Below are 14553 nucleotides of genomic sequence, written 5' to 3'. Positions count from 1 at the left end.
GATGGTGCGGTCGCAGGCGTCGCGCACCCACAGGCGGAAGTCGACGGCCACCTGATCGTTGCGCGAGCGGGCGGTGTGCAGGCGGCCGGCCACCGGCCCGATCAGCTCCCGCAGCCGGGCCTCCACGTTCATGTGGATGTCCTCGAACTCGTCGCGGAAGGGGAAGGTCCCGGCGGCGATCTCGGCCTCGATGGCCTGCAGCCCGCCCTGGATGGCCTGCTCGTCGGCGCTTGTAATGACGCCTTGCTTGCGCAACATCGCCGCGTGCGCGCGGGACCCCGCCAGGTCCTGCGGCGCCAGGCGCTTGTCGAACCCGATGGAGACGTTGATCGCCTGCATCAGTTCGGCCGGTTTGGCGCTGAACCTTCCGCCCCACATGGCCTGGCCAGATGCGGGCTTGTCAGAACCGTGAGTGGAGTCGTCGGACATATGAGCCAAGCACCCGAGGAGACGGCGAAGCCCAGATCGGGCCTCCTGAAAGGCGCGCTCTGGGGCGTCGCCCTGCTGGGCGTCGCGGCGGTTGTCTACATCATGGCGCAGGCATCCATAAACCCCCGCCAGACAACCAGCCTCAAGAGCCTGGCCAAGGGCGAGATGGCCAAGCTGGTCTTCCCGGCCGAGGCCGGCCCCGCGCCGGCCACCAGCTTCCAGGGCGCGAAGGGCGAGACGCTCCGCCTGGCCGACTTCAAGGGCAAGGTCGTGGTGGTCAATATGTGGGCCACCTGGTGCGGCCCCTGCGTGATCGAGATGCCCACCCTGGCCAAGCTCGCGGCCGAGTATCAGGGCCAGCCCCTGGCCGTGGTGGCGGTCAGCGTCGATGGCGACCGCGACGCCGACAAGGCCCGGGCCTTCATCGCCCAGCATGCGCCGCTGGTCTTCTATCGCGACCCCAAGCTGAAGCTGCCCTACGACTTCAAGCCCGCCGCCACCGGCATGCCCACAACCGTCATCTTCGGCAAGGACGGGGTCGAGCGCGCGCGCCTGGCCGGCGGCGCCGACTGGTCGGGGCCCGAGGCCAAGGCGGTGATCGACAAGGTGCTGGCCGAAAGCTGACCGCCATTTTGGGTTGACCGTTTCACCGGGGCGTTGAACAAATTCTCCCGCAATCGCGGATTTGGGCCTGCAGACGTTCTTTCCCCGCCCTCGGCGGACCCGAACAAGCGCCGTTCCCAGACCATCAGGATTGTTATCCGGGCGAGCTTGCGCAGCGCCCACCTGAAACGGCTTGTCAGGGAGCGACACGACATGGCCACCGGTTCGGTCAAGTGGTTCAACACCACCAAGGGCTACGGCTTCATCCAACCCGACGACGGCGGCAAGGACGTCTTCGTCCATATCTCCGCGGTCGAACGCGCGGGGCTTCGCGCCCTCAACGAGGGTCAGAAGGTGAGCTACCAGGAGAAGGAAGAGCGCGGGAAGATCGCCGCGGTCGACCTGAAGGCGGAGTAGGGCTCAAGGCCCGATCCCGAACTTTTCGACGCACGCCTTCTCTCCGCGGCGGCGTGCGTTCATGACTTGGGGCCCACTGGGCCGCCGCCAGGGCCAAACCTGTGGCGCGGCGTCCCAATTCCCCCGCTCGGCGCGAGGCCGCGGCGCCGTTCCAGCTCCCCCCCGGGACCGCTAGGCCATTTCCTTCTGCTTGCTGCGCAGAGCGCCCTCCGGTCCGGTCAGGGCCCGCATGAAGCTCACCAGCGAGGCGCGCGCGTCCTGGGGCAGCTTTTCGAAGGCGGCGAGGAGCTCAAGGGCTCCGGGCGTGCGCATGCGCGACAGCAGGTCCAGGTCGCCGACGGCGTCATGGCCAGGCGTGTCCAGCACGTCCATCAGGTCGACGACGCGGCAGCGCAGGGCGCGCGCGATCTGGACCAGGCGCGAGAAGGAGATGCGGTTGGCCCCATTCTCGTACTTCTGAATCTGCTGGAAGCTGACCCCGCATTGTTCCGCGAGAGCTTCCTGCGACATCCCGATGGTGCGCCTGCGAATCCGCACCGCCGCGCCCAGCGCGACGTCCATCGGATCGGGGGTCTTGTTGGATAGCTCCGCCACGGTGTTTTTCTCCTGGGCCTTTCGGCGCGCACGATCGGGGGAAACCAGCGCGTCACTGCAAGATTCGGTGAGTAAAGGCGAATATTACAACTTTGCAAAGCGGCATGACGGTCGCAGCCCGACAATGCGGCGGCGGAGGCGGTCAAAAGCTCCGAAAGCCGTGTGTTCTCGGGGTTTATACTTGAAAATCAGTCTTAATGGCAGATGGTCTGGCCATTCCAGATGCCCTTCGGACGCGGATTCCGCGGCCTTGGCGCGGCGCCACCGGTGTCCTGAATCCGGGGCTATACTCATATTGGGTAGAAATCGCTCAGCGAACTTGAGTTTTGAATTTCACCAGATCGGGTAGTGCAACCGACGCGAGTTCTTAAAACTGAGCGCGGGAGGGGCCCGCCGTGTCGCCGTGGCGTGTCGCCCGGCGAATACCGGACGGCGACTTTTCGGCGGTCGCAAAGGGGAGAATCGGTTGCTCGGGCGCCCGGCGGGGTGGAAATCAGGCCCCGTGGGCCCAGAGCGTGACAGCCCGAAGCCTATGCCTGTTCAGGCGCCCGAGACGCTCTGAACATGAGCCGACGAGCCTGTTTGGCGGACAGGCTCTATGGCCGCTCGAGGCTGTTCAGGTAGGCGGCGACGTCGCTGGCCTCGTCGGAGTGGACCGCGAAGGGCGGCATCTCATAGTGGCCGGTCTCGCTGATCTCGGTCAGCCGGCGCTGCAGGGTCAGGGGGACGAAGCGGCCGGCGAGCGCGCGAAACGGCGGGGCCTTCCGGCGCGGGCTCGCTCCCGTCGGGCCGACGGCGTGGCAGGCCGCGCAGTTGCGTTCGGCGAAGGCGCGGCCGCGGGATACGGCGGCCGCGACCGGATCGGCGGCGGCCTGGGCCGCGCCCGCCGCGGTAAACACCACGGCGGCGAAGATCGCGCAGGCGACGGGGCGGGGCATCAGCGGGCTCGCGGGGCCTTGGCGGCGACCCGGACCTGGCGCTGTTCGACGGCGCGCCACAGGCTCAGGGCGGCCAGCGCCAGCAGGGGGGCTGTGTAGCAGGCCCAGCAATGGGCGTCCCCGGCCTGGTCGAGGCCGCAGATCACCCCGCGTTGCGAGGTCGTCCAGATGTGGGCCAGCGCCACGCCGGCGGTTCCCGCAGCGGCGGCGGCCAGGGCCGCGACGGCGGCGAACAGGGCGGACACCGCTGGGTCCGCCGGTTGAGAACGAGGCATGAGGTTCCTGCTCCACGCCGAATATCCGGCCTGAACACTTGTGTCGCGCAACGTCTCAAGCGGCGTTGATCTACGTCAAGGCCCTACGCCGGGATACCCGGCATCCCCCGACGACATTCGCTAAGCGGGTTGGGGATTCATGACACAGATTTCGATCCGGCAGGACGAGGGCGCGCCACTAGACGCAGTCCTGCTCTACATATTCACAGGCGTCGGGGCCTTCGCGGCCCTGCTCGCCGCGGCGTTCACCCAGGATCCGCTGTTCCGGTTCCACGCCTATGTCTTCCTGGCCGCCTTCGTGATGGGCGCTGCGGGCATGACGGCCGGCGTGGCCTATGGAAGGTTCAAGCCTGATCCGGGACGCTATTCGGACGGCGTGATCCGCGCCGGGGTGATCGCCACCATGTTCTGGGCGGTGGTCGCCATGCTGGTGGGGGTGGTCATCGCCGCCCAGCTGTCCTGGCCCAACCTCCTCTACTTCCCCGAGGCCGGCTGGCTGAACTTCGGCCGCCTGCGCCCCCTGCATACCTCCGGCGTGATCTTCGCCTTCGGCGGCAACGCCCTGATCGCCACCTCCTTCTGGGTGGTGCAGCGGACCTGCCGCGCGCGGCTGGCGGGCGGCGTGGCCCCCTGGTTCGTCTTCTGGGGCTATCAGTTGTTCATCGTCCTGGCGGCCACCGGCTACCTGGCCGGGATCACCCAATCGAAGGAATACGCCGAGCCCGAGTGGTACGTGGACCTGTGGCTGGCCGTGGTCTGGGTCGCCTATCTGCTGGTCTTCCTGGGCACCATCTGGAAGCGCAAGGAACCCCACATCTACGTGGCCAACTGGTTCTACCTGGCCTTCATCATCACCATCGCCATCCTGCACATCGTCAACAACATGGCCCTGCCCGTGGGCCTGCTGAACCATCGCAGCTATTCGGTCTACGCGGGGGTGCAGGACGCCCTGGTGCAGTGGTGGTACGGCCACAACGCCGTAGGCTTCTTCCTCACCGCCGGCTTCCTGGGGATGATGTACTACTTCGTGCCCAAGCGGGCCGAGCGGCCGGTCTATTCGTACCGCCTGTCCATCGTCCACTTCTGGTCGCTGATCTTCATCTACATCTGGGCAGGCCCGCACCACCTGCACTACACGGCTCTGCCGCAGTGGACCCAGACGCTCGGGGCCACCTTCTCGATCATGCTCTGGATGCCCTCCTGGGGCGGCATGATCAACGGCCTGATGACGCTCTCGGGGGCCTGGGACAAGCTGCGCACCGACCCGGTCATCCGGATGATGGTGGTGGCGCTGGCCTTCTACGGCATGTCCACCTTCGAAGGTCCGCTGATGAGCCTGCGGGAGGTCAACGCGCTCTCCCACTACACCGACTGGACCATCGGCCACGTGCACTCCGGCGCGCTCGGCTGGGTCGGCTTCATCAGCTTCGGCGCCGTCTACTGCATGGTTCCGTGGCTGTGGAAGAAGGACAGGCTCTACTCAAACCAGCTGGTGGAGTGGCACTTCTGGATCGCGACGACGGGCATCCTGCTCTACATCGCCGCGATGTGGGTCTCCGGCATCATGGAGGGCCTGATGTGGCGCGAGTACACGCCGCAAGGCTTCCTGGCCAACAGCTTCGTCGAGACTGTCGCGGCCAAGCATATCGAGAACATCATCCGTACTCTTGGAGGTCTCATGTACCTCTCGGGCGCCGTGATCATGTCCTACAACCTGTGGCGGACGGTTCGGATGCCGGGTCATGAGGCCCAGCCTCAAGGCGCCAGCTCCCTCCCCGCCTTCGTCGCGGCTGAGTAGGGGGCCAGACCATGTGGAAGAAACACGCCAACTTCGAGCGTCACTCGCTCTGGATGATCATCGGGATCGTCATCGTCGTCTCCATCGGCGGCCTGGTGGAGATCTCGCCGCTCTTCTATCTGGAGAGCACGATCGAGAAGGTGGAAGGGGTGCGCCCCTACACCCCCCTGGAGCTCGAGGGCCGGGACATCTATGTCCGCGAGGGCTGCTATGTCTGCCACTCGCAGATGATCCGCCCCCTGCGCGACGAGGTCGAACGCTACGGCCACTACAGCCTCGCCGCCGAGAGCATGTACGACCACCCGTTCCAGTGGGGCTCCAAGCGCACCGGGCCTGATCTGGCGCGGGTCGGGGGCAAGTACTCCGACGGCTGGCACCGTGACCACCTGACCGATCCCCGGTCGGTGGTGCCGGAATCGGTCATGCCGCCCTACGCCTTCCTGCGGGACAAAGACCTCGACTACCGCGACATGCAGGCCAAGCTCACGGCCATGACGCGGGTGGGGGTGCCCTACACCCAGGATCAGATCGATCACGCGGTCGATGACCTGGAGGCCCAGGCTGATCCGTTCGACTCCCGAGCCACGGCCCTGAAGAAGCGCTACGGCGCCAAGATCGCCCAGCGCGACTTCGACGGGGACCCGGGCCGGCTGACCGAGATGGACGCCCTGATCGCCTATCTGCAGATGCTGGGCGGCTTGGTGGACTTCCGCACCTATCACGCGGAAAGCCCGGAGAATCAGCGATGAGCGACCTTTCCTACGAGGCCCTCGCGCGCTTCGCCCAGCAGGGCGGCACCCTCTACTTCGGGCTGCTGTTCTTCGCCGGCTTGATCTACGCCCTGTGGCCGCGTCACGCCGAAGATTTCAAACGCCTCGCGGCCCTGCCGCTGGAGGACAGTGAGGACGACCATGTCCCATCGTGAAACCGACGAACATTCCGGCGTCGAAACCACCGGCCACGAGTGGGACGGCATCCGGGAACTCGACAATCCGCTGCCGCGCTGGTGGCTGTACATCTTCTACGGCTGCATCGTCATCGCGGCGATCTACTGGGTGCTGATGCCCTCCTGGCCGGGCGTCAACAGCTACGCCAAGGGGGTCCTTCACCAGTCCGATCGCGTCGAGGTGGCCAAGCAGTTGGCTGAACTTCAGCACCTGCGCGGCGCCGAGGGGGCCATGCTCCGGACCGCGTCGCTGGAGACCATCGAGAAGGATCCCAAGCTCCAGGCCTACGCCCTGGCGGTGGGCCAGTCGGTGTTCGGCGACAACTGCGCCACCTGCCACGGCGTCGGCGGCACCGGCGCCAAGGGCTACGCCAACCTTCGCGACGACGTCTGGCTCTGGGGCGGGTCGCTGGAGGACATCCAGCGGACCATCCAGGTGGGGATTCGTTCGGACAATCCGCACGCCCGCCAGTCGCAGATGCCGGCCTTCGGTCGGGATCAGATCCTGCGGCCGGCCCAGGTCGACGACCTGACCGAGTTCGTGGTCGCCCTCTCGCGGCGGCCGGCCAATGTGGCGGCCATCAAGCGCGCCGCCCCGGTCTTCATCGAACAGTGCTCCGCCTGCCACGGCCCCCAGGGCAAGGGCGACATCAAGCAGGGCGCCCCGGACCTGACCGACGCCGACTGGCTCTACGGGCCGGAACGTGCGGATATCCGCAACCAGATCTGGAACGGCCAGGGCGGCGTCATGCCCACCTGGGAAGCCCGCTTCAGTCCCGAAACCATCAAGGCCCTGGCGGTCTACATCCACGCCAACGCCGGCGGCCAGTAGAGCGTACCCCCATGACCGTCGTCATCGATCGGACCAAGCCCACGCCGCCCCCGCCTGGAGAGGGCTCCGGCCCCATCTCGGCGGCGGCCAAGGCGCGGGCCAAGGGTTTCACCCTGGGCCTCTACAAGCCCCGGACCCCGATCTATCCCAAGCTGGTTCATGGCCAGTGGCGGCGGATCAAGTGGATCCTGCTGATCGTCATGCTGACGATCTACTACGTCACCCCCTGGATCCGGTGGGAGCGCCCCGGCGCCCTTCCGGACCAGGCGGTGCTCGTCGATTTCGCCGGCGGCCGGTTCTACTTCTTCTGGATTCAGCTCTGGCCGCAGGAAGTCTATTTCATCACCGGCCTGCTGGTGATCTCGGCGCTGGCCCTGTTCCTGGTGACGGCCATGTTCGGCCGGCTCTGGTGCGGCTACGCCTGCCCGCAGACTGTTTGGACCGACCTCTTCATCTATGTGGAGCGGGCCTTCGAGGGCGACCGCAACGCTCGCATGAAGCTGGACGCCGATCCCTGGTCCTTCAACAAGGCCTGGCGCAAGATCGGCAAGCACGCGGTCTGGCTGGGCATCGGCTTCGGCACCGGCGGGGCCTGGATCTTCTACTTCCACGACGCCCCGACCCTGATCCGCCACTTCTGGATCGGCCAGGCGCCGGCCACCGCCTACATCTTCTGCGCCCTGCTGACGGTCACCACCTACGCCTTCGCGGGCTTCATGCGCGAACAGGTCTGCACCTATCTCTGCCCCTGGCCCCGCATCCAGGGGGCGATGCTGGACGAGCATTCCCTGCAGGTCACCTACCGGCGCGACCGCGGCGAAACCCGCGGCCCCCACAAGAAGGGCGCGACCTGGGAGGGCCGCGGCGACTGCATCGACTGCAACGCCTGCGTGGTGGTCTGCCCCGCCGGCATCGACATCCGCGACGGCTCCCAGCTGGAGTGTATCAACTGTGGCCTGTGCATCGACGCCTGTGACGAGATCATGGAGAAGGTCGGCCGACCCAAGGGCCTGATCGCCTACGACACCGACGCCGCCGTGGCCGCGCGTGTGGCCCGCCAGACCCCGATCTATCGCCTGCTGCGCCCCCGGACCGCCTATTACGCCGTGGCGCTCACCCTGGTCAGCGCCCTGATGATCTGGGGCATGACCCATCGCAGCGCCCTGGATGTCCACGTCCTGCGCGACCGCAATCCGATGTTCGTGCGCCTGCACGACGGCGCCATCCGCGACGGCTACACCCTGAAGATCGCCAATCGCGGCTTCTACCCGAAGGATGTGGCGATCGCCTTCACCGGGCCTCCGGGCGCCCGCCTGCGGACGCCGGGCGCGGCGACCGACGGCGAGGCCCTGCGGGTCCGCGTCGAGCCCAATGAGGTCCGCGCCGTGCGGGTCTTCGTCACCGTCCCCGCCGCCGCCATCGACGCCCCCAACATGCCCGCCGCCTTCGCCCTGCGGGCCGACGGGGACGCCATGACCGTCAAGACCAACTTCCTCTCGGGAGCCGCGAACGCGCGATGAGCCAGACCGAATCCCCAACCGGTTTCCAGCTGCGCGGCCTTCACGTCCTGGCCATGATCGTCGGCTTCTTCCTGGTGGTGATCGCCGTGGACACCGGCTTCACCATCATGGCCATCCGCACCTTCCCCGGCGAGGTCTCGGTGACCCCCTACGAGGACGGCGTGGCCTACAACAAGAAGCTCGCCCAGCTGGCCGCCCAGGACCGCCTCGGCTGGCGCGCCATCGCCGCGGCCGGCGCAGGCGGCGCCGTCACGGTGTCCTTCCGCGACCGCGCCGGGGTCCCGGTCACCGGGCTCGCCGTCCAGGCCAAGCTGGAGCGCCCGGCCACCGAGTCCGGCGCCAAGACCGCCAAGTTCGCCGAGACCGCGCCGGGGACCTATGTCGCCCGCGTCGCCGGCCTGACCGGCGCCTGGGACCTCAGCCTGGTGGCCCACGACCGCGCCGGCGCCCGTTTCGAGGCCGAGCGGAGGCTGACATGGCGGTGACCTATGACGCGGCGCCCGACTATTCGGCCTTTCTGAAATCCGACAAGGACGGCGGCGCCACCCTGGACCTGCTGGTGAAGGGCGCCCGCTGCGCCGCCTGCCTGTCAAAGATCGAGACGGCGGTGGGCGCCATGCCCGGCGTCGAGCGCGCCCGCCTGAACCTCACCTCCGGCAAGTTCACCGTCACCTTCGCCGATCGCACCGGCGACCCCGCTCGGGTGATGAGCATCCTGGAGCGGCTGGGCTATCCCTCCGCCCCCTACGATCCGGGCCTCGCGACCGCGGCCCATGACAAGGAGGGCCGCCGCCTGGCCCTGGCGCTCGGCGTCGCCGCCTTCGGCGCCGGCAACGCCATGATGTTCTCGGTGCCCCTGTGGGCCGGCCTGTTCGGCCAGGAGCTGGGGCCCTCAACCCGCACCATGATGCAGGTTCTCAGCGGCCTGATCGGCGCCCCCTGCGCCCTCTATGCCGGCATGCCCTTCTTCGAATCGGCCTGGCGGTCCCTGAGAGTCGGCCGCGCCAACATGGACGTGCCGATCTCCCTGGGCGTCCTGCTGACCCTGGGGATCAGCTTCGTCGAGACCCTCCTGCACGGCCGCGACACCTATTTCGACGCCGCCGTCTCCCTGCTCTTCCTGCTGCTGATCGGCCGCTGGATGGATCACAAGCTGCGCAGCCGCGCCCGCAGCGCCGCCGCCGACCTGCTGGCCATGCAGGCCCCCAGCGCCACCGTCCTCGACGCCGCCGGCGCCCAGCACCGCAAGCCCCTCAGCGAGGTCGCCGTCGGCGACCTGATCCTGGTGCGCCCCGGCGAACGCATCCCCGTCGACGCCCATGTGGAGTCCGGCCGCTCGGAGCTCGACAACGCCCTTCTGACCGGCGAAACGCGCCCCATCGCCGTGCGCCCCGGCCAGGTCTGCCGCGCCGGGGGCCTCAACCTCTGGGGGACGCTCACCCTCCAGGCCCTGGCCCGCTCCGACGACTCCGCGGTGGCCGCCATCGCCCGGCTGGTGGACGCCGGCGCCCAGAGCAAGTCCCTCTATGTCCGCTTGGCCGACCGCGCCGCGGCCATCTACGTCCCCGTCGTCCACAGCGCCGCTGCCCTGACCTTCGTCCTGGGTTGGGCGCTCGGCCTTGGCCCCCGCGAGGCCCTGCTGCGGGCCGTCGCGGTCCTGATCATCACCTGCCCCTGCGCGCTGGGCCTGGCTGTGCCCGCCGTGCAGATCACCGCCTCGGCGCGGCTGTTCCGCAAGGGGGTGCTGGTGAAGTCCGGCGCCGCCCTGGAGCGCCTGGCCGAGATCACCCACGTGGTCTTTGACAAGACCGGCGTGCTCACCCTGGGGCGGCCGACCCTGGTGGACCCGGTTCCCGCGGCCATCGCCCTGGCCGCGCCCCTGGCGCGGGCCTCGGCCCATCCCCTGGCCCGGGCGCTCGCCGACGAGGATCCGGGCGAGACCCTGGCCCAGGACGTGGTGGAGACCCCCGGCCAGGGGGTCGAGGGCGTGATCGGCGGCCGCCGCGCGCGCCTGGGCCGCGCCGCCTTCGTCGGCGTCGCCGAACCCTCGGCTGACGAGAGCGAGTTCTGGTTCGCCTTCGAGGGCGACACCAAGATTCGCTTCGCCTTCCACGACGCCATCCGCCCCGACGCGCGGGCGGCCATCGAGGATTTGAAGGCCCGCGGCCTGACGGTGGAGATCCTCTCCGGCGACCATGCCGGTCCGGTGGCGGCGGTGGCCCGCGAGCTGGGGGTCGATCAATGGCGCGCCGGCCTGACCCCCTTCGAGAAGTCCGAGGCTGTCGAGGCCCTGTCCCTGGCGGGCCAGAAGGTCTTGATGGTGGGCGACGGCCTCAATGACGCCGCAGCCCTCTCCAAGGCCCACGCCGCCATGGCGCCGGGCACGGCGCTCGACGCCAGCCAGAACGCCGCCGACCTGGTGTTCTCCGGCGAGGCCCTGGGGGCGGTGGTCACCGCCTTCGACGTCGCCCGCACGGCGCGCCGGCGGGCCCTGGAGAACTTCGGCTTCTCCGCCCTCTACAATCTGATCGCCGCGCCGGCGGCCATGCTGGGCCTGATCAATCCCTTCCTGGCGGCGCTGGCCATGTCGGGCTCCTCCCTGGCGGTGACCCTCAACGCCCTGCGCATGAACCGGGCGGGCCGATGAACATCTTCTTCCTGCTGGCCCCCTTCTCGGTCCTGCTGGCCCTCATCGGCCTGGGCGCATTCTGGTGGACGGTCCGCAACGGCCAGTACGAAGACCCCGACGGCGACGCCGCCCGCATCCTCATCGACGACCCCCAGGACGCGCCGCTCCCCCGGGTTTGATCCAGGTCAGGGCGTGTGGGGTCTGTTGAGTCTCAATGGAGCGAACACCGTTCCGGAGACCGCCGCCTTGTCGACCCCGCCCTCTGTCCTGCACGCCCCCAAGCCGGTCACCCTGGCGATGGACGAACTGATCGCCAAGTATGACGGTCGCGCCCCGCGCTATACGAGCTATCCCACCGCGGTCCAGTTCTCTCCCGAGGTCGACGCGGCCACCTACCGCCGCTGGCTCGCCGAGCTGCCGTCCACCGATCCGGTGTCGCTCTATCTGCACATCCCCTTCTGCGCCCAGCTCTGCTGGTACTGTGGCTGCAACACCCGGGCGGTGAACCGCCACGAGCCGGTTCGTGACTACGTCAATCACCTGGTCACCGAGATGGACCTGCTGGAGCAGGCCCTGCCGCACCGCTTGGCGGCCAACGCGATCCACCTCGGGGGCGGCACCCCCAACATGCTGTCGCCGGAGGAGATGACCGCCATCTTCGGTCGGCTGCGCGAGATCTTCGACGTGACCGCCGACGCCGAGGTGGCCGCCGAGCTCGACCCGGGGGTCCTGACCCGCGACTGGGTGCAGGCCGCGGCCTCCCATGGCCTGTCGCGGGCGAGCCTGGGGGTGCAGAACCTGACGCCCGCCGTCCAGACCGCCGTGAACCGAGAGGTCAGCTTCGAGCAGATCGCCGCCTGCGTCGGCTGGCTGCGGGAGGCCGGGGTCGGATCCATCAACCTGGACCTGATGTACGGCCTGCCCAAGCAGACCACGGTCAACACGCTCAGCACGGTGGACAAGATTCTCACCCTGCGGCCCGAGCGTCTGGCCCTGTTCGGCTACGCCCATGTGCCCTGGATGAAGACCCACCAGCAACTCATCGACGAGGCCGCCCTGCCGGGCGCCGCCGAGCGCCTGGACCAGAGCGAGGCCGCCGCCGAGCACCTGATGGCCGCGGGCTATGTTCGCATCGGCCTGGATCACTTCGCCCTGCCCACCGACGACCTGGCCCGCGCTCAGACCGAGGGCCGCCTGCGCCGCAACTTCCAGGGCTACACCACCGACAGCGCCCAGACCCTGCTGGGCCTCGGCGCCTCGGCCATCGGCAGCCTGCCCCAGGGCCTGGTGCAGAACGTCGCCCAGGAACTGGGCTGGCGCGCCGCCATCGCCGCCGGCGACCTGCCCATCGCCCGCGGCGTCGTGGTCACGGCCGAGGACCGATTCCGCGGCGAGATCATCGAACGTCTGATGTGCGACCTGCAGGTGGATCTTGGCGCCGTCTGCGCCCGCCATGGCCGCGCCCTGGCCGACCTGAACGACGCGTTCGCCGATCTCAAGGACTTCGTCGACGACGGACTCGTGGTGCTGCAGGGCGACCGACTGACCGTCACCGAACTCGGCCGCCTGGTGGTGAGGACCGTCTGCGCGGTCTTCGACGCCTATTTCGCCCCCGAAGCCGGGCGTCACGCCAAGGCGCTCTGATGGCCCGCAAGATCGTCGTCATCAACGGCCACCCCGACCCCTCCGGGACGCGGTTCGCCGCGGCCTTGGCCGACGCCTATGTCCGGGGCGCCAGCGAGGCCGGCCACATGATCCGCCGCATCGACGTGGGCGCGCTGGACTTCCCGATGATCCATTCGAAACAGGACTTCGAGGACACTCCGCCGCCGGCGGTGATCGCCAGCGCCCAGACCGCCATCGCCTGGGCCGACCACGTCGTGATGATCTTCCCGCTCTGGCTGGGGGGCGCGCCCGCCCAGCTGAAGGCCTTCCTGGAGCAGGTGTTCCGCTACGGCTTCGCCCTGCGCAAGGACGGCGGCGGCCTTGGCGGCCTGCTGAAGGGGCGTTCGGCCCGGATGATCGTCACCATGGGCATGCCGGCGCCGGTGTTTCGCTGGGTGTTCGACGCCGCCGGTCTGCGGGCCCTGGAGCGCGGCATTCTCTGGATCTCCGGCGTCAGCCCGATCCGGCACTCGATCCTCGGCGACGTCGAGGGCAAACCCGCCCGGCGCGAGGCCTGGCTCCGCGCCGTCGGCCGTCTCGGCGCGGCGGCGGCCTAGACCCTTCTTGCCGTTTCAGACGGACCCGTCTGAAACGGCAAGAAGGGTCTAGATTCAAAAGTTTAGAGCGCGTCGGGCGGCGGAACCGGAATCCACTTCCGCCTGACGTGCTCTAGATTTTCTCCACGCGCCAGTCCTCGACGATTCGCATCAGGTCCCGGCGGCCGGGCGGGACGGCGTAGTCGGTCAGGGCCACGATCTCCGGATCGGCCTGCAGCACCGCCACGGCGGGGGACAGGGGATGAGGCGAGAAGGCCCTCGCCTGGGCGCGCGCCCAGATGACCTTGTTGATCTGCTCGATGCGGCGCGGCTCGGTCACCTCATGGACCTGGGCCGACATGGACAGGCCCCGGGCCGAACCCCCGCCGATGGCCAGGGACACCCGGGGGTCGCGGACGATGTTGGCGAACTTCTGGCTGTCGCGCGCCACCACGAAGCAGAGGGCATGTCCCTCCCGCAGATAGTTGACCAGGGTCACCTGGGGCCAGCCGTCGCTGCGGTTGGTGGCGACGCTCATCAGGTGGTTCTCGTCCAGAATCTCGACGACCCGTCGCCGCAGCTCCGCCTCCGGCGGGGCGGCGGAATCGGGCGACGGGACGTCACCTTTCGGGCGCACGGCGGAATCTCCCTTCAAGTCGCCGGCCATCTGGCTCGGAGCCGCGCCCGGTCGCCTTGACGGGGGTCAACTTGGCCGTGGGGTCTCGGGAACCGCCTTGCGGATCGCGGCCTGCCGCTTCAACGCCGCGTCGATCTCCGAGAGCAGGGCGTCCCCCAGGAGAGGCTTCTCCACGATCACCGCGCCCAGGGCCGCGGCCGCGTCTCGGACGCTCTGGCGGGGATGACTGGTGATCAGCAGGGCCGGCAGGTCGATGGCACGCGAACGGAGCTGGGCGAGGGAATCGAGGCCGGTGAGGCCGCCCATGTTCTGGTCCAGCACCAGGCAGGCCGGGGCGTCTGGGAGGGTGCAGTTGAGAAGGTCCTCGCCGCTGCCCAGGGCGGTCACCACGAAGCCATCCAGCTCCAGGGTGAAGGTCAGGGCGGTGCGCAGGGCGATGTCGTCATCCACGAGAACGATGTTTGGTGGGCGGTTCGACACGCAGTCCAGTCTCCAGTCTGAGCTGGAAACCCTAGGGGAAGCCGGGGCGGGCGTATTTGATACAGCGCAATCTCGGAGTCAGGCGAACCCGGCCAGCAGGGCCATGCGGATCAGCTCCGACAGGCTGGCGGCGCCGGTCTTGGTCATGACGTTGGCGCGGTAGACCTCCACGGTGCGGGGGCTGATCCCCAGCTCGAAGGCGATGATCTTGTTGGCCTTGCCCTCGACGACGCCGCGCAGGACCTCGGTCTCGC

General features: G+C 68.7%; 19 protein-coding genes. 12 read left to right on the top strand and 7 right to left on the bottom strand.

The window, feature by feature from the left end; genetic code table 11:
- Positions 1-429: lyase family protein (locus Q7T09_RS03040; RefSeq protein WP_304697505.1), on the bottom strand; the 429-nt coding region annotated here is incomplete at its 3' end.
- Between Q7T09_RS03040 and Q7T09_RS03035 the strand changes: the two genes are divergently transcribed.
- Together Q7T09_RS03035 and Q7T09_RS03030 are read left to right on the top strand one after the other, a co-directional pair.
- The gene (locus tag Q7T09_RS03035) at positions 430-1053 is read left to right on the top strand and encodes a TlpA disulfide reductase family protein (RefSeq protein WP_304697502.1); all 624 of its coding nucleotides are present in this window, start codon (positions 430-432) and stop codon (positions 1051-1053) included. It begins immediately after the preceding gene.
- 192 nt (positions 1054-1245) lie between these two features.
- The gene (locus tag Q7T09_RS03030) at positions 1246-1449 is read left to right on the top strand and encodes a cold-shock protein (RefSeq protein WP_304697500.1); all 204 of its coding nucleotides are present in this window, start codon (positions 1246-1248) and stop codon (positions 1447-1449) included.
- Between the two features lie 171 nt (positions 1450-1620).
- On the opposite strand, the gene Q7T09_RS03025 is transcribed toward Q7T09_RS03030, so the two are convergent.
- The 3 genes from Q7T09_RS03025 to Q7T09_RS03015 all read right to left on the bottom strand — a co-directional run bounded on the left by Q7T09_RS03025 (position 1621) and on the right by Q7T09_RS03015 (position 3226).
- A complete protein-coding gene (locus Q7T09_RS03025; RefSeq protein WP_304697498.1) occupies positions 1621-2043 on the bottom strand; it encodes a helix-turn-helix domain-containing protein in 423 nt (140 codons plus the stop codon).
- Positions 2044-2639: 596 nt separating this feature from the next.
- Positions 2640-2981 carry a cytochrome c gene (locus tag Q7T09_RS03020; RefSeq protein WP_304697495.1) on the bottom strand — a complete coding sequence of 114 codons (342 nt, stop codon included), beginning with the start codon at positions 2979-2981 and terminating at the stop codon, positions 2640-2642.
- Positions 2981-3226: a hypothetical protein gene (locus Q7T09_RS03015; RefSeq protein ID WP_304697494.1), complete on the bottom strand. Its 246-nt coding sequence runs from the start codon at positions 3224-3226 to the stop codon at positions 2981-2983. Before Q7T09_RS03015 ends, Q7T09_RS03020 begins: the two co-directional genes overlap by 1 nt.
- 331 nt (positions 3227-3557) lie before the next feature.
- Here Q7T09_RS03015 and ccoN point away from each other — a divergent pair, with 331 nt between their 5' ends.
- The 10 genes from ccoN to Q7T09_RS02965 all read left to right on the top strand — a co-directional run bounded on the left by ccoN (position 3558) and on the right by Q7T09_RS02965 (position 13203).
- Entirely contained in the window at positions 3558-5054 is a 1497-nt protein-coding gene (gene ccoN / locus Q7T09_RS03010; protein ID WP_370689194.1) for a cytochrome-c oxidase, cbb3-type subunit I, read from the top strand.
- A gap of 11 nt (positions 5055-5065) precedes the next feature.
- Positions 5066-5803, top strand: coding sequence for a cytochrome-c oxidase, cbb3-type subunit II (gene ccoO, locus Q7T09_RS03005; protein ID WP_304697493.1), 738 nt, complete (start codon positions 5066-5068; stop codon positions 5801-5803).
- A complete protein-coding gene (locus Q7T09_RS03000) occupies positions 5800-5979 on the top strand; it encodes a cbb3-type cytochrome c oxidase subunit 3 (protein WP_304697491.1) in 180 nt (59 codons plus the stop codon). The genes ccoO and Q7T09_RS03000 overlap by 4 nt, the downstream gene beginning before the upstream one ends.
- A complete protein-coding gene (gene ccoP / locus Q7T09_RS02995) occupies positions 5966-6832 on the top strand; it encodes a cytochrome-c oxidase, cbb3-type subunit III (protein WP_304697489.1) in 867 nt (288 codons plus the stop codon). The genes Q7T09_RS03000 and ccoP overlap by 14 nt, the downstream gene beginning before the upstream one ends.
- An 11-nt stretch (positions 6833-6843) precedes the next feature.
- On the top strand, positions 6844-8352 hold the full coding sequence (ccoG, locus tag Q7T09_RS02990; RefSeq protein WP_304697487.1) for a cytochrome c oxidase accessory protein CcoG: 1509 nt from the start codon (positions 6844-6846) through the stop codon (positions 8350-8352).
- Positions 8349-8837, top strand: a complete 489-nt coding sequence (locus tag Q7T09_RS02985; protein WP_304697484.1) for a FixH family protein — start codon at positions 8349-8351, stop codon at positions 8835-8837. The genes ccoG and Q7T09_RS02985 overlap by 4 nt, the downstream gene beginning before the upstream one ends.
- Entirely contained in the window at positions 8828-10999 is a 2172-nt protein-coding gene (locus Q7T09_RS02980; protein ID WP_304697482.1) for a heavy metal translocating P-type ATPase, read from the top strand. Before Q7T09_RS02985 ends, Q7T09_RS02980 begins: the two co-directional genes overlap by 10 nt.
- Positions 10996-11160, top strand: coding sequence for a cbb3-type cytochrome oxidase assembly protein CcoS (gene ccoS / locus Q7T09_RS02975; protein ID WP_304697480.1), 165 nt, complete (start codon positions 10996-10998; stop codon positions 11158-11160). Before Q7T09_RS02980 ends, ccoS begins: the two co-directional genes overlap by 4 nt.
- A gap of 67 nt (positions 11161-11227) precedes the next feature.
- Complete coding sequence (gene hemN / locus Q7T09_RS02970; RefSeq protein WP_304697479.1) at positions 11228-12625, top strand: oxygen-independent coproporphyrinogen III oxidase; 1398 nt, start codon at positions 11228-11230, stop codon at positions 12623-12625.
- A complete protein-coding gene (locus Q7T09_RS02965) occupies positions 12625-13203 on the top strand; it encodes an NAD(P)H-dependent oxidoreductase (RefSeq protein ID WP_304697478.1) in 579 nt (192 codons plus the stop codon). Before hemN ends, Q7T09_RS02965 begins: the two co-directional genes overlap by 1 nt.
- Positions 13204-13315: 112 nt before the next feature.
- Here Q7T09_RS02965 and Q7T09_RS02960 read toward each other — a convergent pair whose 3' ends face one another.
- The 3 genes from Q7T09_RS02960 to Q7T09_RS02950 form a co-directional block, all read right to left on the bottom strand.
- Positions 13316-13819, bottom strand: coding sequence for a pyridoxamine 5'-phosphate oxidase family protein (locus Q7T09_RS02960; protein WP_304697477.1), 504 nt, complete (start codon positions 13817-13819; stop codon positions 13316-13318).
- A gap of 66 nt (positions 13820-13885) precedes the next feature.
- A complete protein-coding gene (locus tag Q7T09_RS02955) occupies positions 13886-14269 on the bottom strand; it encodes a response regulator transcription factor (RefSeq protein WP_304697476.1) in 384 nt (127 codons plus the stop codon).
- Positions 14270-14377: 108 nt separating this feature from the next.
- A partial coding sequence (locus Q7T09_RS02950; protein WP_304697507.1) for a response regulator transcription factor occupies positions 14378-14553 on the bottom strand: 176 nt, incomplete at its 5' end.

Origin of the sequence: Phenylobacterium sp. (assembly GCF_030645195.1) — a bacterium.
Classification (GTDB): Bacteria; Pseudomonadota; Alphaproteobacteria; order Caulobacterales; family Caulobacteraceae; genus Phenylobacterium.
Note: the sequence above shows the minus strand (reverse complement) of the source record. Positions and strands in the feature narration are given on the sequence as shown.